22 protein-coding genes are annotated in these 21,309 nt (G+C 41.2%); 18 read left to right on the top strand and 4 right to left on the bottom strand.

The window, feature by feature from the left end; genetic code table 11:
• Positions 1 to 6: 6 nt before the first annotated feature.
• The 4 genes from uvrA to MLOOGBEN_RS01745 all read left to right on the top strand — a co-directional run bounded on the left by uvrA (position 7) and on the right by MLOOGBEN_RS01745 (position 4,813).
• Positions 7 to 2,883 (top strand): excinuclease ABC subunit UvrA, encoded by a 2,877-nt coding sequence (gene uvrA, locus MLOOGBEN_RS01760; RefSeq protein WP_179156534.1) that lies wholly within the window; start codon positions 7 to 9, stop codon positions 2,881 to 2,883.
• An 87-nt stretch (positions 2,884 to 2,970) separates the two neighbouring features.
• Positions 2,971 to 3,288: a magnetosome magnetite crystal formation protein family gene (locus MLOOGBEN_RS01755; protein ID WP_179156533.1), complete on the top strand. Its 318-nt coding sequence runs from the start codon at positions 2,971 to 2,973 to the stop codon at positions 3,286 to 3,288.
• A 34-nt stretch (positions 3,289 to 3,322) separates the two neighbouring features.
• Positions 3,323 to 4,438, top strand: coding sequence for a DUF4097 family beta strand repeat-containing protein (locus tag MLOOGBEN_RS01750; RefSeq protein WP_179156532.1), 1,116 nt, complete (start codon positions 3,323 to 3,325; stop codon positions 4,436 to 4,438).
• Between the two features lie 15 nt (positions 4,439 to 4,453).
• Positions 4,454 to 4,813, top strand: a complete 360-nt coding sequence (locus tag MLOOGBEN_RS01745; protein ID WP_179156531.1) for a phage holin family protein — start codon at positions 4,454 to 4,456, stop codon at positions 4,811 to 4,813.
• A 29-nt stretch (positions 4,814 to 4,842) separates the two neighbouring features.
• Here the strand turns inward: MLOOGBEN_RS01745 and MLOOGBEN_RS01740 are convergent, their stop codons facing one another.
• The 4 genes from MLOOGBEN_RS01740 to nagA form a co-directional block, all read right to left on the bottom strand.
• Positions 4,843 to 5,667: an N-acetylmuramoyl-L-alanine amidase gene (locus MLOOGBEN_RS01740; RefSeq protein WP_179156530.1), complete on the bottom strand. Its 825-nt coding sequence runs from the start codon at positions 5,665 to 5,667 to the stop codon at positions 4,843 to 4,845.
• Between the two features lie 487 nt (positions 5,668 to 6,154).
• Positions 6,155 to 6,877, bottom strand: a complete 723-nt coding sequence (locus MLOOGBEN_RS01735; RefSeq protein WP_179156529.1) for a GntR family transcriptional regulator — start codon at positions 6,875 to 6,877, stop codon at positions 6,155 to 6,157.
• A 27-nt stretch (positions 6,878 to 6,904) separates the two neighbouring features.
• Entirely contained in the window at positions 6,905 to 7,630 is a 726-nt protein-coding gene (gene nagB / locus MLOOGBEN_RS01730) for a glucosamine-6-phosphate deaminase (protein ID WP_179156528.1), read from the bottom strand.
• A 4-nt stretch (positions 7,631 to 7,634) separates the two neighbouring features.
• The gene (gene nagA / locus MLOOGBEN_RS01725; RefSeq protein WP_256988793.1) at positions 7,635 to 8,813 is read right to left on the bottom strand and encodes an N-acetylglucosamine-6-phosphate deacetylase; all 1,179 of its coding nucleotides are present in this window, start codon (positions 8,811 to 8,813) and stop codon (positions 7,635 to 7,637) included.
• Positions 8,814 to 9,077: 264 nt separating this feature from the next.
• Between nagA and hprK the strand changes: the two genes are divergently transcribed.
• The 14 genes from hprK to MLOOGBEN_RS01655 all read left to right on the top strand — a co-directional run bounded on the left by hprK (position 9,078) and on the right by MLOOGBEN_RS01655 (position 21,243).
• Positions 9,078 to 10,010, top strand: a complete 933-nt coding sequence (gene hprK / locus MLOOGBEN_RS01720; RefSeq protein ID WP_179156527.1) for an HPr(Ser) kinase/phosphatase — start codon at positions 9,078 to 9,080, stop codon at positions 10,008 to 10,010.
• Between the two features lie 20 nt (positions 10,011 to 10,030).
• Entirely contained in the window at positions 10,031 to 10,861 is an 831-nt protein-coding gene (gene lgt / locus MLOOGBEN_RS01715) for a prolipoprotein diacylglyceryl transferase (protein WP_179156526.1), read from the top strand.
• 18 nt (positions 10,862 to 10,879) lie between these two features.
• Positions 10,880 to 11,833, top strand: coding sequence for a nucleoside recognition domain-containing protein (locus tag MLOOGBEN_RS01710; protein ID WP_179156525.1), 954 nt, complete (start codon positions 10,880 to 10,882; stop codon positions 11,831 to 11,833).
• A complete protein-coding gene (ppaX, locus tag MLOOGBEN_RS01705) occupies positions 11,823 to 12,470 on the top strand; it encodes a pyrophosphatase PpaX (protein WP_179156524.1) in 648 nt (215 codons plus the stop codon). Before MLOOGBEN_RS01710 ends, ppaX begins: the two co-directional genes overlap by 11 nt.
• Before the next feature lie 2 nt (positions 12,471 to 12,472).
• Positions 12,473 to 13,012, top strand: coding sequence for an acyltransferase (locus tag MLOOGBEN_RS01700; protein ID WP_179156523.1), 540 nt, complete (start codon positions 12,473 to 12,475; stop codon positions 13,010 to 13,012).
• A 157-nt stretch (positions 13,013 to 13,169) separates the two neighbouring features.
• Entirely contained in the window at positions 13,170 to 14,333 is a 1,164-nt protein-coding gene (locus tag MLOOGBEN_RS01695; protein ID WP_179156522.1) for an ATP phosphoribosyltransferase regulatory subunit, read from the top strand.
• Between the two features lies 1 nt (position 14,334).
• Entirely contained in the window at positions 14,335 to 14,973 is a 639-nt protein-coding gene (gene hisG, locus MLOOGBEN_RS01690) for an ATP phosphoribosyltransferase (RefSeq protein WP_179156521.1), read from the top strand.
• A 1-nt stretch (position 14,974) separates the two neighbouring features.
• Complete coding sequence (hisD, locus tag MLOOGBEN_RS01685; RefSeq protein ID WP_179156520.1) at positions 14,975 to 16,246, top strand: histidinol dehydrogenase; 1,272 nt, start codon at positions 14,975 to 14,977, stop codon at positions 16,244 to 16,246.
• 22 nt (positions 16,247 to 16,268) lie between these two features.
• Positions 16,269 to 16,856, top strand: coding sequence for an imidazoleglycerol-phosphate dehydratase HisB (hisB, locus tag MLOOGBEN_RS01680; RefSeq protein WP_179156519.1), 588 nt, complete (start codon positions 16,269 to 16,271; stop codon positions 16,854 to 16,856).
• Positions 16,857 to 17,483, top strand: coding sequence for an imidazole glycerol phosphate synthase subunit HisH (gene hisH, locus MLOOGBEN_RS01675; RefSeq protein ID WP_179156518.1), 627 nt, complete (start codon positions 16,857 to 16,859; stop codon positions 17,481 to 17,483).
• A complete protein-coding gene (gene hisA / locus MLOOGBEN_RS01670; RefSeq protein WP_179156517.1) occupies positions 17,480 to 18,208 on the top strand; it encodes a 1-(5-phosphoribosyl)-5-[(5-phosphoribosylamino)methylideneamino]imidazole-4-carboxamide isomerase in 729 nt (242 codons plus the stop codon). Before hisH ends, hisA begins: the two co-directional genes overlap by 4 nt.
• Positions 18,205 to 18,966 (top strand): imidazole glycerol phosphate synthase subunit HisF, encoded by a 762-nt coding sequence (hisF, locus tag MLOOGBEN_RS01665; protein ID WP_179156516.1) that lies wholly within the window; start codon positions 18,205 to 18,207, stop codon positions 18,964 to 18,966. Before hisA ends, hisF begins: the two co-directional genes overlap by 4 nt.
• Positions 18,963 to 19,577: a bifunctional phosphoribosyl-AMP cyclohydrolase/phosphoribosyl-ATP diphosphatase HisIE gene (gene hisIE, locus MLOOGBEN_RS01660; protein ID WP_179156515.1), complete on the top strand. Its 615-nt coding sequence runs from the start codon at positions 18,963 to 18,965 to the stop codon at positions 19,575 to 19,577. Before hisF ends, hisIE begins: the two co-directional genes overlap by 4 nt.
• A gap of 172 nt (positions 19,578 to 19,749) precedes the next feature.
• Positions 19,750 to 21,243 (top strand): tetratricopeptide repeat protein, encoded by a 1,494-nt coding sequence (locus MLOOGBEN_RS01655; RefSeq protein ID WP_179156514.1) that lies wholly within the window; start codon positions 19,750 to 19,752, stop codon positions 21,241 to 21,243.
• Positions 21,244 to 21,309 lie beyond the last annotated feature (66 nt).

The following is a 21,309-nucleotide window of genomic DNA, read 5'->3' as shown; positions in this document are numbered from 1 at the left end:
GTAACCATGGCGATGGATAAATTGATTGTAAAAGGCGCCAGAGCCCATAATTTAAAAAATATAGATGTCACCATTCCGAGAGATAAGCTTGTTGTGATCACAGGACTTTCTGGTTCAGGAAAGTCCTCCCTTGCTTTTGATACGATTTATGCAGAAGGGCAGCGCCGCTATGTGGAATCACTATCTGCATACGCACGACAATTCTTAGGGCAGATGGATAAACCTGATGTTGATTCCATTGAGGGATTATCACCTGCGATTTCAATTGATCAAAAAACAACAAGCAAAAACCCCCGTTCAACTGTGGGGACGGTGACGGAAATTTATGATTACTTGCGATTACTTTTTGCCCGTGTTGGCAGACCAACATGTCCCATCCACAATATTGAAATCTCCTCACAAACGATTGAACAAATGGTAGACAGAATCATGGAATACCCAGAGCGAACCAAAATGCAAATCCTTGCTCCGGTTGTTTCCGGGCGAAAAGGAATGCATGTGAAAGTATTAGAAGATATAAAGAAACAAGGTTTCGTACGCATTCGTGTCAACGGAGAAATGCTTGACCTTGGCGAAGAAATTGTTTTAGACAAGAATAAAAAGCATTCCATTGAAGTGGTGATTGACCGTATAGTCGTAAAGGAAGGGATTTCCGCAAGAATTGCAGACTCGCTTGAAACGGCCTTACGTCTAGGTGAAGGAAAGGTTATTGTCGATGTGATCGGAGAAGAGGAGCTTCTTTTCAGTGAAAACCACGCCTGTCCACATTGCGGTTTTTCAATCGGTGAATTAGAACCGCGCATGTTTTCCTTCAATAGCCCCTTTGGTGCCTGTCCTGAGTGTGATGGACTTGGTTCTAAGCTCGAGGTAGATGTGGATCTTGTGATACCGAATAAGGAATTATCATTAAAACAGCATGCGATTGCACCTTGGGAACCAACTAGCTCGCAATATTATCCGCAATTGCTTGAAGCGGTATGCAATCATTATGGGGTAGATATGGACATGCCATTCAAGGACATCCCGCCACACCTTATCGAAAAGGTTCTCTATGGTTCCAAAGGTGATAAAATTTATTTCCGCTATGAAAATGATTTTGGACAGATCCGTGAAGGTCATATTGAATTTGAGGGTGTCATACATAATGTAGAACGCCGCTATAAAGAGACCAGCTCTGATTGGATTCGGGAGCAAATGGAGAAATACATGGGCCAGCAGCCATGCCATGTATGTAAAGGTCATCGTTTAAAGAAGGAAACCTTAGCCGTGCTCATTTCGGGACGCCATATCTCTCAATTAACAGAGTTATCGATTGAAGAATCCAATCAGTTCTTTAATGAATTAATATTAACGGACAAAGAAATGCAAATCGGTAAATTAATTTTTCAAGAGATTCGTGAGCGCCTTGGATTCCTAATGAATGTTGGACTCGATTACTTGAGCTTAGGACGTGCGGCAGGTACTCTTTCAGGAGGAGAAGCACAGCGAATCCGTTTGGCTACACAAATTGGTTCTAAGTTAACTGGGGTTCTCTACATATTAGACGAGCCATCGATTGGACTTCATCAACGTGATAACGACCGATTAATAGGAACGCTGCAAAATATGCGTGATATCGGAAACACCTTGATTGTCGTTGAACATGATGAAGATACAATGATTGCTGCGGATTATCTCATCGATATTGGTCCTGGAGCAGGAATTCACGGCGGACAAGTTATTGCAGCAGGAACACCCGCCGAAGTAATGGCACATCCGGATTCTTTGACTGGCCAGTATTTATCTGGTAAAAGGTTTATTCCACTTCCGATAGAACGTCGTAAGCCAGATGGAAGGTATATCGAAATAAAAGGTGCAGCTGAGAACAATTTGCGAAATGTAAATGTGAAAATACCACTAGGCATGTTTGTCGCTGTGACGGGTGTTTCTGGATCTGGGAAAAGTACATTAATCAATGAAATCCTTCTTAAAACACTATCACAGAAGCTTAACCGCGCGAAAACAAAGCCTGGTGAACATAAGGATATCATAGGTATTGAGAATTTAGATAAGATTATCGACATCGACCAATCTCCAATTGGCAGAACACCTCGCTCTAATCCGGCAACGTACACGGGAGTATTTGATGATATCCGTGATTTGTTTTCGACAACGAACGAAGCGAAGGTCCGTGGCTATAAAAAAGGACGTTTTAGCTTTAATGTTAAGGGCGGCCGCTGTGAAGCCTGCCGTGGCGATGGAATTATCAAAATTGAAATGCATTTCCTGCCGGACGTCTATGTTCCATGTGAGGTTTGTCATGGGAAACGCTATAACCGTGAAACACTTGAAGTGAAATACAAAGGGAGGAGCATTTCTGAAATTCTCGATATGACCGTTGAAACCGCAGTTGAATTTTTTGAGAATGTTCCTAAAATCAGCCGAAAGCTGCAAACCATCAATGATGTTGGTTTAGGCTATATTACACTTGGTCAGCCAGCAACCACCCTTTCCGGAGGAGAAGCACAGCGTGTAAAGCTAGCGTCTGAGCTTCATAAACGTTCAAACGGTAAATCTTTCTACATTTTAGATGAACCGACAACAGGCCTTCATGTCGACGATATTTCTAGATTATTAGTCGTCCTTCAGCGACTTGTTGAAAATGGCGACACGGTACTCGTTATTGAGCACAATTTAGATGTCATTAAAGCAACTGATTATATTATTGACCTCGGTCCTGAGGGTGGAGACAAGGGCGGTACGATTGTGGCAACAGGAACACCTGAAAAGGTAGCTGAAGCGCCAGGGTCTTATACAGGCAAATACTTAAAACCAATCCTCGAGCGAGACCGGTTACGAATGAAAGAACAAATACATGAAAAAGAAACGATTGGAAAAAGCTAAAACCTTGTGTTTTAGCTTTTTTTATCAATAGGATGAAACTTTCATATTCCCCATACGTAAATATCCAATAAGGGGGAGTGATTACTAATGGATACTCGGAAGGTTCTTTCAGGATTATGTTACTTTAGTATTTTCTTTGCAGGAATACTGTTTCCGCTTGTTGTCATGCTTGCATCTGGAGACGACGTAACGAAAAGCCATGCAAAAAAAGCATTCTTATCGCATTTAATCCCACTTATACCTGTTCCGCTGCTAATATTCGCTATTTTTAATGATATTAATGCTATAAACAATGGTGCCATTCCCGTTTTCACACTGGTTTCGGCCGGTATTATGGTCTTAGTTAGTTTAATTGTCACCATCTGGAATGTCATAAAAGGCGTAAAAGCTTTAATGACGGAATAGGATTGATTGAATACATTTATTGGAGTGGATAATGATGAAGGATGAACGTAAAAGAATTTTAAAAATGGTTGAAGATGGAAAGCTTAGCGTTGATGAGGCATTAACCTTACTAGAAGAGCTTGAGGTAGCTAGCCAAACGATGGAACAAAAGCAGGAACAAATTGCACAAGAAATTTCAACTGCCTTAAAGTTTGAAGAAGCAAAGAAAGAAGAGTCAACACAAGGTAAAGTTCATTCAGCAAAGGATAAAATCTTTGATTTTGTCGACAGTGCATTGAAAAAGATTAAAGACCTTGACTTTGATTTGAATTTCGGCCAATCGGTGGAAATCTCACATATTTTTCATCAGGGCGATGTATACTTACGTGATATGGATATCGATCTTGCCAATGGCTCCCTTAAGCTGGTACCTTGGGATCAAAACGATGTTCGGATTGAATGCCAGGCAAAGGTTTATCGTGTAGAGAACTCGGAACAAGCCCGGGAAAACTTTTTAAAAGATGTCCTCTTTGCGATTGATGGACAAAAACTGAGGTTCATGACTCAGCAAAAATGGATGAAGGTTGATGCGGTGGTCTATGTTCCTCAGGCTGAATATGAAGCCGTTCGTGTAAGAATGTTCAATGGTCCTATATCAGGTGAAGAATTAACGATTGGTGATTTGCGTATGAAAACAGCCAATGGGAAAATAGAACTCGCCCGTTTAAACGGGAAAAGAGCAGAAATCGAAACAGCAAATGGTCATGTTACCCTTCAAACGAGTGCCATCGATGCCCTTGAGGTTGAAACCATTAATGGCGCCATCAAGCTAGATGGTGACTTTAGAAAGGTTGAAACGCAAACCTTAAATGGAAATACCACCTATAACCTGACAGGAAATCGCTGTGAATTAATCGCAGCTAAAGCGACGACAGGCGGTATTGATTTGTATATCCCTGATGGAGTGGCTGCTAGTGGCGAATTAAAAACAAATCTTGGTGGTTTTAATATAAAGCTGGATGGAATTCAAGTCCTTGAGGAAAAAAGTGAAATGATTCAAAAAATGCTTCGCTTTCAATCGGTTAATCATCCTGACCGCATGTTAAAGATCTTTGTCGATACGAAAACAGGATCGATTACACTTCATAAATCGGATGAGGTAAGCAAATAATAGGAGATTTGATAAATGAAATGGTTGCTTGGAATCTTAATCAATGGTGTTTTGTTCATGGCGATTGCAGGCTATTTTTCTGAAAGCTTTGCGCTGGATGGATTTGCGGCTGCCCTTTCGGCGAGCTTTTTATTATCGATAATAAACATCATCGTTCGCCCGATTCTAGTAATTTTAACCTTGCCTGCTACCATCTTAACATTAGGTCTCTTCTTATTTGTTATTAATGCGATAACTCTTGAGATAACCGATTATTTGATGGGTGACGCGTTTGAAATTGCAGGTTTCGGAATGGCATTATTAGCCTCTGTTATCATGTCACTATTCACACTGGTTTTGGATAAAACACTTCTTAAATCGTCTAAAAAAAACTAGCGCAACCATCTGGCGCTAGTTTTTTTTTGTTAATCAGTGAAAATAAACGCTTGGTAGCCTTTGGCCTTTAAGCGTGCCACGAGAGCTTCTGCATTTTTTCGTTCGGAGAAAGCACCAGCTTGTACTTTGTATAAGCCATCAGTAGAAACAAATGCTTCAAATCCATCGGATTTAAGCTTCTTAACGTGCGCATCTGCATTGCTTTTTTCGGAAAAAGCACCAGCTTGAACTTTAAACAAATCTGATCGAACAGATGGGGCAGGATTACTTGGAGGTTTAGGTGTAGAAGGTGGCGGTGCTGCTTTCTTGGTTAAATTATATTGGGCAGCAAGTGCATTGACAATGGCTAGGGCACATTTTCTTTGGAAATCTTCTGTACGCATTAAACCTGCTTCATTTCTATTGGTCATAAAGCCACATTCAACAAGAATGGCTGGCATATTCGTTTCACGAAGAACGTGGAAACTTGCTGTTTTAACGCCGCGGCTTCTAAGACCGGTTAACGAGACCATATTGTTTTGAACCTTTTGTGCTAATTGATAGGTCTCCTGGTGATTCGTCGTATATACGTAGGTCTCAATTCCATTAGCGTCATTCCAGGTTGACCCATAGGCGTTAGCGTGAATGGACACATACGCATCGACATTTAGGCGGTTGGCGGTATTAGTCCGCTCTTGCAAAGGAACGTCTCGTTCATCGGAATGGGCGAAATAGACGGTGACATTTTGATAGGAGGTTAGCAAATCTCTCGCGAAAGCTGCTACCTTTCTGGTGAATTCGTATTCGCGCATTCCATCGATTGTTCTTTTTCCAGCTGTGTTATAGCCGTGGCCGGCATCGAGCATGAATTTCATTTTTATCACTCTCCTTATGTCATGAATATTTTGCTCACTATTATCATATGGGAAAAGGCAAAAGTGGACATTGAATATGGGTAATTTGTGAAAAATAAAGCAATTGACCTATTGTAGGATTAAGAGCATTGGAAATGATGGTTGTAAAAGAGGAAATAAGGTTAGAGCGGTAACCATTCAAAAGAATAATGCCCGTGGATGAGGAAAAAGACCTTTAACGGGAATCATTCGAGAGGAATGATTCCCGTGAGAGAGGAAAAAGAGCTTTGCCTGTAACCATTCGAGAGGAATGATTCCCGTGTGAAAGTAAAAAGATCTTTGTCGGGAATCATTCGGAGTAAATGATATCCGTAGAAGATAACCCTGTATCACTATCAGGTCCTTAATTAAATAAAGAATCCCACAACATTATAAAGAAAATCCGCCAATCAATGATTGGCGGGTTTTCTTTATTTGTATACCTAAAGTTCTGACGATTCCGCTTTTCTTACCGTTTCATGGTATGAATAAAGCGATATCGGTCTGCACGAAAGGTTGATTTTACCAATTCAAAGGGTATATCCTCTTGTAAATAAGAAATCCGCTCTATCAAGAGGATGGGGTCGCCGATATTGATTTCCAAGGTTTCCGCGTCTAAAGTATCAGCTGTAGATGCTTCAATTTCTTGAGTCGCCTCACTTATCGACAGAGCAAGATTTTCCTCGATGTATTGGTAAAGTGAAAGGTTACTGTTTTCCTCAGTCAGCCCTGGGACAATTTCGACTGGGATATACGCCGTTTCAAGTGCCATTGGGGCACCATCTGCTAAACGGATCCGTTTAATTTTATAAACAGAATCAGCTTCTTCTATCCTAAGAGCAAGAGCTGTTTTTTTGCCAGCTGGGATAATTTGAAAGGATAACAAGATGCTGCTTGGTTTCATCCCCCTCGAGAGCATGTCCTCCGTAAAACTCGTCATTCCTTGTAGTTCTTGTTCGACCTTTTTCTTAGTAACAAATGTGCCTCTGCCTTTTTGTCTTTTTAAAAAGCCTTCAGAAACCAAATTATTAATGGCCTGTCTGACTGTCATTCGGCTTATTTGAAAGCGCTCTGCAAATTCCCGTTCTGAGGGAATAACACTTTCTTCCGCTAAAATGCCATTCTCTATTTGTTGTTTAATGTACTCTTCTAGTTGATGATAAATGGGAACCGGTGAATTTTTGTTTATCATGTAAACACCTCCTCCGAGAGAAAAGTACTAGATATATTTTAATGCATCTCTATCAGCAATGACAGTTACATTTTCATGATACTTTAGTGCAGAGGCAGGGAAATCCTCGCTTATTTCTCCATTTACAAACTTGGCTAATGCCTCGGCTTTTCTTTCTCCTGAAACCAGCAGGAGAATTTCCTTGCTTTCAAGGATGGAGGCAATTCCCATTGTGATCGCATGTGCAGGCACTTCGTCAAGAGAGTTAAAAAATCGTGAGTTTGCTTCCCTTGTATTGTGGGCTAACGTGACGATGTGAGTCCTGCTGTTAAAGGCGGTTCCTGGTTCATTAAAACCTATATGTCCGTTTTCTCCGATACCGAGAAGTTGAAGGTCAATCCCTCCAAGCTCTTTAATGAGCTGTTCGTATCGAAGACATTCCTGTTCTAAATCCCCGGCCGCTCCATTTGGAATATGAGTATGATTTTCGCTAATATCCAAATGGCTAAATAAATTTTGGTTCATGAAATAATGGTAGCTATTCGGGTCCTTTGCAGGAAGTCCAATATATTCATCTAAATTGACAGATTTCACCTTCGTATACGATGTTCTATTTGCCTCATAATCCTGGATTAAATAATCATAAACACCTTTTGGCGTGCTTCCTGTAGCCAATCCCAGCGTTAGGCTTGGGTTAGAGCGTATTTTGTCAACGATGATTTTTCCAGCCTCTAAGCTCATCTCTGCATAATTTTCTGTACGAATTAGTTTCATGGTATTACCCCTTTTTATATGCAATTTCTCCACGGCAGAATGTCATTTCAACTTGATATTCATTTGATAAAATCGTTATATCTGCATCTTTTCCTGGCGAAATGCTTCCTTTAGTGTCATAGACTTTTAATTGTTTGGCAGGATTCACGCTTGCCATTTGAACAGCTTCTGATAGAGAAATGTCTGCAGCTTCTAGGATGTTTTTAATAGAGTCGTTCATTTTTAAAATACTGCCAGCAAGTGTTCCGTCGGCAAGTAGAGCTTTTCCATCACTAACGGATACATCTTGCCCGCCAAGATCATAAACTCCATTTTTTAGGCATTTTGCCCTCATTGCATCTGTTATTAAAATCATGCCCTCTGTTCCTTTAGCATTAATGACAAGCTTCATTACCTCGGGACGAACATGAATCCCATCGGCAATTAATTCCACCATTAATTCTTTAAAAAGAAGAGCGGAACCGGCAACCCCAGGTTCACGATGATGAATTCCTCTCATGCCATTAAATAAATGTGTTACCTGTTTAGCTCCTGCCTCAACGGCCTTTTCCATCTCTTCGTAAATCGCGTCCGAGTGACCAATAGAAGCAATCACATCATTTTCATGCAAATAGGCAACAAAGTTTGTCCCGTTCTCAAGTTCAGGGGCTACGGTTACTAATTTAATGCTTCCTTCAGCAAGCTCCTGCCAATGCTTAAATAATTCAATATCAGGATCGATAATGTATTCCTTCGGCTGTGCACCAGCTCGTTTTGCATTTATAAACGGTCCTTCTAAATGAACACCGAGAATGTCTGATTTACCAGAGTCATTGTGTCCTTTTAGGTAAGATGCCGCATTACTCAGAGCATTTTCGATATTTTTGTGTTTTTGGGTAATGGTTGTGGCTAAAAAGCTTGTAGTTCCTTCAGCAGGCAGAGCTTTTGCCATTGTTTCTAACGCTTCTATTGTCGCATCCATGGTATCTGCACCTGCAGCTCCATGTATGTGGACATCAATAAAACCGGGAACAACATGTTGTTTCTTTGAGATTTCTATTTTCTCAACATCTTTTAAATGGGAAGGAAGAGTTTCAATAGGACCAATCTCTTTGATTTTTCCATGTTCCATATAAATATAGATAGATTCCGCTACTTCATTTTCTAGAACTGCCTTGCCATGAACCATTAAAAGTAGGCTCAAAATCTTCATCTCCATTTCAAAAATAGTACCTTTATGAGTTTATTATAGCTCCAAGTGGAATAGTTGTCTATACCAGTTGTGTATTTCATTCCTATTTATTTTCCCATTAATTGAGGATTGTATTAAAAACCGAATAACTTCCATTTGGTTATGAAATTTAATTAAATAGTGCTAAAATAAGAAGAAATTAATTGAGTTAAGCCATGAGACTATCTAGCTGCAGCGCTGAGTGCGCTTTCGCTTTTCTATTAAGGAGGAAAACTTTTGCCAAAGGTACGCACGAAGGATATTTATGAAAGATTCCAACTAGAATTAATTAGCGGTGAAGAAGGAATTGATCGTCCCATTACTACGAGTGATATTTCAAGACCGGGAATTGAGCTCGCTGGATATTTTGAATATTATCCGGCAGAACGAATTCAGCTATTAGGTAAAACGGAGCTTTCTTTCTTTGAGGGATTGTCCAAAAAGGAACGCATTTCAAGAATGGAACGATTATGCACAGACATCACTCCTGCCATCATTCTTACAAGAGGATTAGAGATTCCTGAAGAACTGATTGAAGCTTCTGAGCGAGAATCCGTTCCCGTACTGCGTTCAAACATGAAAACAACACGTTTTTCAAGCAGGTTAACGAACTTTTTAGAAAGTAAGCTTGCCCCAACGACAGCCGTCCATGGTGTTTTAGTTGATATCTATGGAATCGGGGTATTAATTACAGGGAAAAGTGGTGTAGGTAAAAGTGAAACAGCATTAGAGCTGGTTAAACGCGGGCACAGGCTTGTGGCTGATGACTGTGTAGAAATTCGTCAGGAAGACCAGGACACGCTCGTTGGAGCATCGCCAGACTTAATTGAGCATTTATTAGAAATTCGCGGGCTAGGGATTATTAATGTCATGACTCTTTTTGGAGCGGGGGCTGTTCGCAGCAATAAACGAATTACCATGGTGATAAACCTGGAAATTTGGGATGCCACGAAGCAATACGACCGTCTTGGATTAGATGAAGAGAAAATGAAAATCATTGATACGGAGATTACAAAAATCACCGTTCCAGTCCGTCCCGGCCGAAACCTAGCTGTTATTATTGAAGTAGCTGCAATGAACTATCGTCTAAAAAGAATGGGGGTCAATGCTGCACAACAATTTACAGAACGCCTATCTGATGTTATTGAGGATGGAGAACACGAGGAATAATTTAAAAAAGGAGAAATGGTATGAATTCAACTATACAGCCGCTTGACCCAATTGCTTTTGCCTTAGGACCCATACAAGTCCACTGGTATGGTCTCATTATCGGTTCTGGTTTAGCATTGGCACTTTTTCTTGCCATTAGAGAAGGAGATAAGAGGGGGCTTCCAAAGGATACCTTTGCAGACTTAATGCTTTGGGCAATCCCCATTGCCATCCTCTCTGCACGATTATATTACGTTATTTTTGAATGGGGCTATTATTCGCAGCATCCAAGTCAAATCATTCAGATTTGGAATGGCGGCATTGCCATCCATGGTGCACTAATTGGTTCCGTTGTAACAACCTATATTTTCGCTAAAAAACGCGGGATTTCGTTTTGGAAAATTGCCGATATTGCCGCACCAAGTATTATATTAGGTCAGGCCATTGGCCGGTGGGGAAATTTCATGAATCAGGAAGCACACGGAGGAGAAGTCACTAGAACTTTCCTTGAAAACCTCCAGCTGCCTGAGTTTATCATTAATCAAATGTATATTAATGGTGCCTACTATCATCCGACCTTCTTATATGAGTCTATTTGGAATATCGTCGGCTTTGCTCTATTAATTATGCTTAGAAGGGTGAACCTGCGCCGCGGGGAGCTATTCCTATCTTATGTGATTTGGTATTCTGTCGGTCGTTTCTTCATAGAAGGCTTAAGAACAGATAGTTTAATGCTGGGCGGCCTCAGGATGGCACAATCCATCTCAATCGTTTTAATTATTGGTGCTGTGTTAATCCTAATTTACCGTCGAAAGAAGAATCTAGCGAAAGACAGATACTTAGACAAAAACAATCAAGCTTTTACGCACTAAAAAGGAGAAATCGGAGAAATGATTAACTCGATTAAAAAGGGTTTTCAGGTGGGGATCAAAACAACATGGACCTTGGGGAAAATTATTTTTCCAGTAACCCTCATTGTGGCTTTGCTCCAGTATACCCCCGTATTACCGTGGGTAATTGAGGCAATTGCACCATTGATGAAATTGCTTGGCTTGTCAGGAGATGCGGCTATACCTCTTGTCTTAGGGAACTTTCTCAATCTATATGCGGCAATTGGCGCTATCCTAACCCTTGATTTTACAGTAAAGGAAGTATTTATTTTAGCTGTTATGCTCTCGTTTTCTCATAATTTAATTGTAGAATCGGGCGTTGCTATGAAAGTTGGCGTAAAGCTTTGGCTTGTACTAGTTACTAGGCTGGGACTTGCTTTTACTTCTGCTATCGTGATCAATTTAGTTTGGCAGGGAGGCAGCGAGACTGCCCAATATGGAATGATTCAAGCACAAAGTGATGAAACAATCTCCGGAATTGGTTCCATTGTACTCGCAGCGATTGAAAAGGCGGGACTAGGAATCCTGCAGTTAGCGATGATTGTCATCCCGTTGATGATTGTTATTCAAATTTTAAAAGACTTTCAATGGCTTAAGAAGTTTTCACGTGGGATGTCTCCCATCACTAGGAGTCTAGGAATGAATGAAAATACTTCTACGACAATGGCTGCTGGTTTGTTATTTGGGCTCGCCTTTGGTGCAGGGGTTGTAATCCAGGCAGTGGAGGAAGATGGAGTGAGTAAAAAGGATTTAACGCTCGCTTTTATTTTTCTAATGGCCTGCCATGCAGTTGTCGAAGATACACTTATCTTTATCCCGCTGGGTATCCCGGTCTGGCCGCTCTTTTTAATACGGCTGGGTGTAGCCATTACCTTAACTTTGATCGTCGGGTTCATTTGGAAACGGTCAGGCATCATGAGCAGAAAGGGAGCAGAACCAACTTATGAAAAATAATATTAATACACTTTTATTTGATTTAGATGGAACATTAATCGATACAAATGAACTTATCATTTCTACTTATTTACACACACTTGAAAAGTACTTTCCAGGCAAATATACACGGGAAGATGTCTTACCGTTTCTAGGACCAACCCTTCATGAAGTTTTTGGGGAAATGGACCCCGACCGAGTGGAGGAAATGGTGTTAGAATATCGCACCTACAATCTAGCGAATCACGATGCGCTGGTGAGAGAATTTGTGGGAGTTATGGAAACCATTGAGACTTTAAAGAAAAAGGGTTATAAGCTTGCAATTGTAACGACGAAACGTGAGGATGTTGCTTTTAAAGGACTTCGCTTGATGAAACTCGATTCATATTTTGATGTTATGATTGCTTACGATCATGTGAAAAAAGTGAAACCAGATCCAGAACCGATCTATTTAGCACTTGAAAAGTTAGGTTCAAAGCCAGAGGAAGCCTTAATGGTAGGAGATAATTTTCACGATGTGCTGGCCGGCAAAAATGCTGGTACGAAAACAGCTGGTGTCGCTTGGTCCATAAAGGGCAGAGAGTATTTGGCTAAATATGAACCGGATTTCATGTTAGAGAACATGACGGATTTATTAAGTATTCTCGGAGAGGAATAAGAATGAGGAAGACCACCCGCTACCCGGTTGAAGGGGCAAACTCCTTGTGGCATGTTTATAAAACCGTTCCATTCTGGAAAGTTGTGAAAAATTTCATTGTGATCCAGCTTGCACGATATACCCCCTTTCTTGGAATGAAGAATTGGCTTTATCGTACATTTTTAGGACTGAAGGTCGGCGAGCAAACTTCCTTTGCCTTAATGGTTATGCTTGATGTAATGTTTCCTGAGAAAATCAGTGTCGGACGCAACACGGTGATTGGATACAATACAACCATTCTCGCCCATGAATATTTGATAAAAGAATATCGTCTAGGTCCTGTTGAAATTGGCAGTGAAGTAATGATTGGTGCCAATTCAACCATTCTCCCCGGGATAACGATTGGTGACGGGGCCATCGTTTCCGCTGGAACACTCGTTCATAAAGATGTCCCAGCAGGTGCATTCGTCGGTGGCAACCCGATGAGGGTCATCTATTCAAAAGAAGAAATGGATAAACGCTGGGCCGAAGACCCTATATATGGAAAGGAAAATAACGAATAAGCAGAAGCTGGGTTTTTGAACCTGGCTTTTTTAATACATAATAATGGTTTTGTGCGGGATTATAGTTTTCAGTTGACGAACATTAAGCAAAAAGGTAAACTTTAATTTATTAGCACATTAGCGAACTAAAGGATTCTGAAAATAAAGGATGATTTGGATGAGCCGTTTATTTATGTTTGAAAAGCCTTTAGGCATGAGAGATACGCTTCCAGAATTATATGAAAAAAAGCACCGTGTTCGTACCCTTATGGAAGACTCAATTAAACAGTGGGGATATCAATTTATTGACACACCTACCTTAGAATACTATGAAACCGTTGGAACAGCCTCCGCGATACTTGATTCGGAGCTTTTCAAATTACTTGATAAAGATGGGCATACCCTCGTACTTCGGCCAGATATGACTTCACCGATTGCCAGGGTAGCAGCTTCACGCCTGTTAGAAAATGATTTTCCGCTTCGCTTGGCCTATGCAGGAAATGTATACCGTGCACAGCAGCGAGAAGGCGGCAGACCCGCAGAGTTTGAGCAGATTGGTGTGGAATATATTAATGACGATACCGTTTCAAGCGATGGAGAGGTAATTGCGCTCCTCGTCTCTTCGTTAAAAAAAGCAGGGCTGAGTCGATTTCAAGTATCTGTAGGACATATTGGCTTTGCACAAGAATTATTTAAGCAAATCCTAGGAACCAATGGACGTGCCAACGCACTAAGACGGTTTTTATATGAAAAGAACTTTGTAGGTTATCGTGAACAAGTAAACTCTTATTCACTATCCTCCATTGATAAAAAAAGGCTGCTACAGCTGCTGGAATTAAGAGGCGGCGATGAGATAATTGGAAAAGCACTTGATATCGTTGAAGATGGCTTTGGAAAAGAATCGCTTTTACAGCTAAAGGAATTGTGGGAGGTTATCTCGGATTATGGTCTTGAGGACTACGTAAAATTTGATTTTACGATTGTCAGCCATATGAGTTATTATTCCGGAATTTTATTTGAAGCCTATGCTGGAAATGTTGGATTTCCGATTGGAAATGGCGGCCGGTACGGCTTGATCGAGAAATTCGGAAAAAAGGCGAGTGCAACTGGTTTTGCCGTTAGACTCGATAAACTTTTGGAGGCTATGGGCCCACAAGAGGTCAATAATAATGTAGAGTGTATTTTTTTCAGCCAGGAACGACGAAAGGAAGCTTTCCAATTGGCTGAAACCATGAAGGCGGAAGGAAAGAAAACCGTCTTACAGGACATTAATGGTGTGAAGAATCTCGATGCTTTTACAAAGAAGTTTGCCAATACCACCTTTTTAATCGGGGGGGCTTAAGATGAATACGAAATTAACGATTGCGATGCCAAAGGGGCGAATTTTTGAAGAAGCTTTAGAATTACTCCGGAAAGCAGGCTACAACCTGCCTCCTGAATTCGATGATTCGCGAAAATTAATCCTTGATGTTGAAGCTGAGAACATGCGCTTTATTCTCGCAAAGCCAATGGATGTGGCTACATACGTCGAGCACGGCGTTGCGGATGTCGGTATTGCCGGCAAGGACGTTTTACTTGAAGAAGAACGAGATGTATACGAATTGTTAGATTTAAGAATCAGTGCATGCTATTTGGCTGTTGCCGGCCTCCCTGGAACACAGATGAATGATGTCGCTCCTAAAGTTGCAACCAAATACCCGAATGTTGCCGCGGCCTATTTTCGGGAACAGGGTGAACAGGTGGAAATTATCAAACTAAATGGTTCAATCGAACTTGCGCCCTTAATCGGATTAGCAGACCGCATTGTTGATATTGTTTCAACAGGCAGGACACTTGTCGAAAATGGTCTGGTAGAATTTGAAAGAATTAAAGATGTGACATCTAGGCTGATTGTTAACCCAGTAAGTTATCGGATCAAAGACGAACGAATTAACGAATTAGTTACTAGATTAAGCGGCGTTGTCTCCTTGGAGGTAAAGTAAAATGAAAATAGTTAAAGTGAATGAACTTGTATCAATTAAAAGGTCCATTGAATCAGGAACAGCGGAACAGTTAGCCGTAGTTAAAAATATCATTTCGGACATCCGATTCTCAGGTGACAAATCCTTACGTGATTATACAGAAAAATTTGACCGAGTAAGGTTAGATTCCTTTGTGGTTACTGAAAGTGAAATAAATGAAGCCTACAGAAAAGTAGATTCTGAATTTGTCTCCATTGTTCGAGAAGCTGCAGATAATATCAGAAGCTTTCATGAAAAACAATTGCGACCTTCATGGATGACGACCGAAGAGAACGGCAGTATACTTGGTCAAAAAATTACCCCTCTTGACTCAGTAGGTGTATATGTCCCAGGGGGAACGGCAGCCTATCCTTCCTCGGTACTAATGAATGTCATTCCCGCAAAAGTAGCAGGAGTGAAAAGGATCGTGATGGTCTCACCTCCTAATAGCGATGGAAAGCTTCCAGCAGCTGTGCTGGTTGCAGCGAAGGAAGCAGGAGTGGAAGAAATTTATAAGGTCGGCGGGGCTCAGGCGATCGGTGCATTGGCTTATGGAACAGAGTCCATTGTCTCTGTTGATAAAATTACAGGTCCAGGTAATATCTACGTTGCATTGGCGAAGCGAGAGGTTTTCGGTGATGTTGATATCGATATGATTGCCGGACCAAGTGAAATCGCGATTATCGCAGATGATACTGCACGCGCAGATGAAGTTGCCGCCGATTTGTTATCACAGGCAGAGCATGATCCACGTGCATGCAGTGTCCTTGTCACTCCTTCTATTGTGTTAGCGGAAGCGGTGGCAGTCGAGGTGGAGAAACAACTTGCTTTATTGCCGCGTAAGGACATAGCCTCAAAATCGATTGCTGATTTTGGTGTAATCTATGTGACTTCCTCCATAGAGGAAGCCGTTGAAACGGTGAATCAGCTAGCCCCGGAACATCTTGAAATCTTGACCGAGAATGGAATGGAGCTGCTTGGAAAAATTCGACATGCAGGTGCTATTTTTATTGGCCGCTATAGTTCAGAGCCAGTTGGCGACTATTTTGCAGGACCTAACCATGTACTGCCGACCAATGGTACGGCAAGATTTTCAAGTCCTTTGAATGTGGATGATTTTCAAAAGAAATCAAGTGTCATAATATACAGTGAAAAGGCGTTAAAAGATAATGGAGAAAAAATTGCGAAATTTGCGCGCATGGAGGGTCTTGAGGCCCATGCACGTGCAGTGGAGTTAAGACTAAAAAATCAATAATTATTTGCTAGGGGGCCCTTCCATGGAAAGATACGCAAGCATTGAACGAAATACAAATGAAACCCAAATCAGCTTATCATTAAACATTGATGGCGAAGGAAAGTCTGAACTTGAAACAGGAGTTCCATTCCTTAGCCATATGCTTGATTTATTCACGAAACACGGGCAATTTAACCTCTCCGTTGACGCAAAAGGGGATACCGAGGTAGACGACCATCACACAACAGAGGATATCGGGATTTGTATAGGAAAGGCATTGCGGGAAGCCCTCGGTGATAAAAAAGGAATTAAACGCTATGGAAATGCCTTTGTACCAATGGATGAAGCACTTGCCCAAGTTGTGGTCGATCTTAGTAATCGCCCGCACCTTGAAATGCGTGCGGAGTTCCCAAGTGCAAAGGTGGGCACCTTTGATACTGAGCTTGTTCATGAATTTTTATGGAAGCTTGCCCTTGAGGCACGCATGAATCTTCATGTAATCGTTCATTACGGACAAAATACGCATCATATGATTGAGGCTGTTTTTAAAGCCCTTGGCCGAGCACTTGACGAAGCAACAACCATTGACCCTCGCATCAAAGGAGTTCCGTCAACGAAAGGGATGTTGTAAATGATTGGAATAGTCGATTATGGTATGGGCAATCTCTTTAGTGTCAGCAAGGCTCTTGAGCGGTTGAATGCCGAATATTTTATATCAGGGGACAAAGAGGAGCTCCTTCGTGCAGACGCCTTATTGCTGCCTGGTGTAGGGTCTTTCCGGGATGCAATGTCAGTCCTGCAGGTTGATACGATTAAGGAATTCGCGGCAACGGGGAAACCTTTACTTGGGATATGCCTTGGTATGCAGCTTTTGTTTGAAGATAGCGACGAAAATGGTTTAACAAAGGGACTTGGATTATTGCCTGGAAGTGTACGTCGTTTTCCTGGAAAAACCCCTGCTGGAGAAACATACAAGGTCCCGCATATGGGCTGGAACAAACTTGAATTCGTTAAATCTTCACCACTTTTGGAAGGTTTAGAAGAGGATTATGTGTATTTTGTTCATTCTTACTATGTGAGTGCGGAAAATTCAGAGGTTCTGCTGGCAAAAGCCAATTATCATGAAAAAGTATCTGCGGTTGTTGGTAAGGATAATATATTCGGAATGCAATTTCACCCTGAAAAAAGCAGTAAGCTTGGAATGGCCCTGCTGAACAACTTTTTGAATTTAGTTGAGGAAAGGAAGGCGGTACGATGACACTCACTATTTATCCAGCGATTGATATGCGCGGCGGGAATTGCGTACGCCTTCTCCAAGGCGATTATGATAAAGAAACGATTTATGGTGATTCACCTTTTGATATGGCTAAGGCGTTTGCAGCAGATGGGGCTGAATGGATACATATGGTTGACCTTGACGGTGCAAAGGATGGCAAAAGGATTAATGATCGCTTTGTCATTGAAGCAGCCAAGCAGTTAAAGGTAAAAGTCCAAATTGGCGGGGGTATTCGTACTGAGGCGGACATCCTTCATTATTTGGAAAATGGCATTACACGCGTGATTATCGGGAGCATCGCTGTTTCAAATCCCGAGTTTGCGATTGAAATGATTAAGAAGTACGGTGAACAGATTGTTGTTGGTATAGATGCTAAGAATGGTTATGTGGCAACACATGGATGGCTGACTACTTCGGAAGTGAAAGCTGTAGACTTAAGCAAACGCTTTGCTGATGCTGGTGCTGAGACGTTTATTTTTACCGACATTGCAACGGATGGCACGCTTTCGGGTCCTAATATTGCTGCTGTTTGTGAAATGGCAGAGGTCACGGGAAAAATGGTGATAGCCTCTGGCGGAGTGAGCAGTTTAACTGATTTGAGTGCGCTTCATGCGGAGGGCGTGAAAGGGGCAATTGTTGGGAAGGCCCTTTATGAAAACCGATTTACATTGAAGGAAGCACTTGCAATTGGCGGGGTGAGAAAATGACACTGACGAAACGAATTATCCCCTGCCTTGATGTAAAAGAAGGAAGAGTTGTCAAAGGCATTCAATTTGTTCAGCTGCGGGACGCTGGTGATCCTGTTGAATTAGCTAGGTTTTATGATGAGCAGGGTGCTGACGAGCTAGTCTTTCTTGATATTTCCGCATCCGTTGAAGGCCGAAAAACAATGGTGGAAGTGGTAAAGGCTGTTGCTTCAGAGCTTGCCATTCCTTTTACAGTTGGCGGCGGGATTAATTCTTTAGAAGACATGAAAAGAATTCTTCGTGCCGGTGCTGATAAGGTGTCATTAAATACGGCAGCTGTTTTGAATCCTAAATTAATTGCTGAAGGAGCAGGCTTTTTTGGAACACAGTGTATTGTGGTTGCAATTGATGCGAAGTATGATGAAGAGCTTGGAACATGGCGTGTTTATACACATGGCGGGAGGACGCCAACTGGCCGCACAGTAATCGATTGGGCGAAAGAAGCTGCTGAATTAGGTGCAGGTGAAATATTACTAACCAGTATGGATAGTGATGGTGAGAAAAATGGCTTTGATCTAAATCTGACAAAAGCGGTGAGTGAGGCAGTGACGATTCCAGTGATTGCTTCAGGCGGTGCTGGGAATGCCAGTCATTTTGAAGAGGCTTTTGTGAATGGGAAAGCAGACGCAGCCCTTGCAGCTTCAATTTTTCATTATAAAGAAACCTCAGTTCATGAAGTGAAAAGCTATTTGCTAGAGAAGGGAGTGAGTGTCCGGTGAATATTCGTTTTGATGAAAAAGGATTAGTACCTGCGATTGTACAGGACGCCGATACGAAAGAAGTATTGACATTAGCTTATATGAATCAGGAATCACTGACAAAAACGTTAGAAACAGGGGAAACATGGTTCTTCAGCCGCTCCCGTCAGGAGCTGTGGCATAAAGGAGCAACGAGTGGGAATACTCAATCGGTAGTAAGTGTGAAATATGATTGCGACCAGGATGCTGTTCTAGTGCTTGTAGAGCCGAAGGGACCGGCCTGTCATACAGGTGCCGTTAGCTGCTTCACAGAGGGAGTTGTTACAGAAAGGACTTCTAGCCTAGCGGACTATCAAATCTTACAAACATTAGAGAAGCTGATTATCGAACGAGAGAAAGATCGTCCAGAAGGGGCGTATACCACATACCTCTTCGAAAAAGGCGTCGATAAAATCTTGAAAAAAGTCGGAGAAGAGGCCTCAGAAGTCATCATCGCGGCCAAAAACCGCGACAAAGAAGAACTAAAATGGGAAGCCGCCGACCTCCTCTATCACTTACAAGTATTATTGGTTGAACAAGGACTGCCGTTTACAGAAGTATTGAAAACGCTAGAGGAAAGACATAAGAGATAACAATGATAATGCGGTGACAGGCACCAAATATACAAAAACACGCTGTTATGCAGCGTGTTTTTGTATATTTGGGGAATCTTCCAATATGCTCCAAACAATTCAATTCCTTCTCGTACTAGCTGGTATTGTGGTATACTACATAAGTTAGTTTATTGTATAGATGGAGGTCTCCATGGTTAAAGACTCGAAAGCAAGAATTCAAAAGGGAAAGATCCTGTCATTTGTTCCGACTGGGGAATATTATTTCACGAAGGGTATTAAAGCATACCATCGCCGTGATTTTAAGAAAGCAAAAAAATATCTTCAACGGGCGATGCAGCTGGAGCCGGGTGAACCGATGATAACCTGTCAGCTTGCCATAGTATCAACCGAACTTGGTGAGTTTGAAAATTCTAATCGACTCTTGCATTTAATCCTTGAAGATCTTGATGAAGAAATGGCTGAATGTCATTATTTTTTAGCAAATAATTATGCCCATATGGGTTTCTTTAAAGATGCGTATCATCATGCAAATATGTATTTGGAATTAGATCCTAATGGTGATTTTAGCGAAGATACAGAAGACCTTCTCGAGCTTCTTTCCTTCGAGGCGGAGGGCTTAGAAGATGAACTTTATGAACAAGATGATCTGATTATTAAGCAGGAGCAGGCTCGTGATTTACTGGAATCTGGATATTTTCCAAAAGCGATTGAGCTCTTAAAGGATGTCGTTGAAGCTTACCCAGAATATTGGTCTGCGTATAATAACTTAGCTCTCGCCTATTTTTATTTAGGGAAAGCCAAAAAAGCAGAATCTATTCTCGACGATGTATTAGAAAGAAATCCAGGAAATCTTCATGCCTTGTGTAATCGGCTTGTTTTTGCCCATTACCAAGGAAAGACAAAAGCTGTAACACGTTTAATGGATTCCTTAAAGAAAATTCAGCCGATGCTCATTGACCATCAATATAAATTGGGAACAACCTTTGCTTTAATTGGTGAATATGAGTCTGCGTACTTTTGGCTGAAAAAGCTTTATAAAAATGGTTTTGATGGTGACGGTCCATTCTATTATTGGCTTTCCTACTCGTCTTATTTTACTAACCACGAGAACTTTGCGCGAAGTATTTGGAAAGTAGCGCTTGAACATAACCCCGATAAAGAAGGGTTCGAGCCTTGGAATTTGGAAAAACCGGTTGCAAATGGATTTGAGGATCATTCAGGTTCAATTTTCCAAAAGTTAGAAAGTGATTATATTGAAGAACGATTATTTGCCATATTCTTAGCTTCGGTTTCGGGAAAAACAGAAGAAATTTTCACTTCTAAACGTTTTTATCAAAATCAAAAGCTTACACCAATGGAAAAAAATTATGTTTCTTTAGTAAGGTCAGGAACTCCTTCCTCTATAAAAGCTGCACAGGAAATTGCTGAGGTCTTATATGAGAAACATCAGCCAATCGGAACGATTGAGTCAGGATTATATTTAATGTGGTTTTCTGTGTTTGTAGAAATTTCTAAGTCACAGATTAACTTAAATAACAAACGTGCTTGGGCTGGAGCAATGGAATATGTCTGGTATAAAAAAAGCAATGAAAAGGTGTCACAGCAAGAAATTGCCAAACGCTATGATATCTCACCAGCAACCATTGGAAAATATGTAAAGTTAGTGTCAAAACATCTAAATTAAGCAGATAAATGGACTTCGATACGATTGTTTAATACGATTAAGTAGGTAATACTATACTTAATCGTA

Source organism: Bacillus sp. EB106-08-02-XG196 (genome assembly GCF_013396335.1).
GTDB lineage: Bacteria > Bacillota > Bacilli > Bacillales > Cytobacillaceae > Neobacillus.
This window is presented reverse-complemented; position numbering and strand designations above follow the sequence as displayed.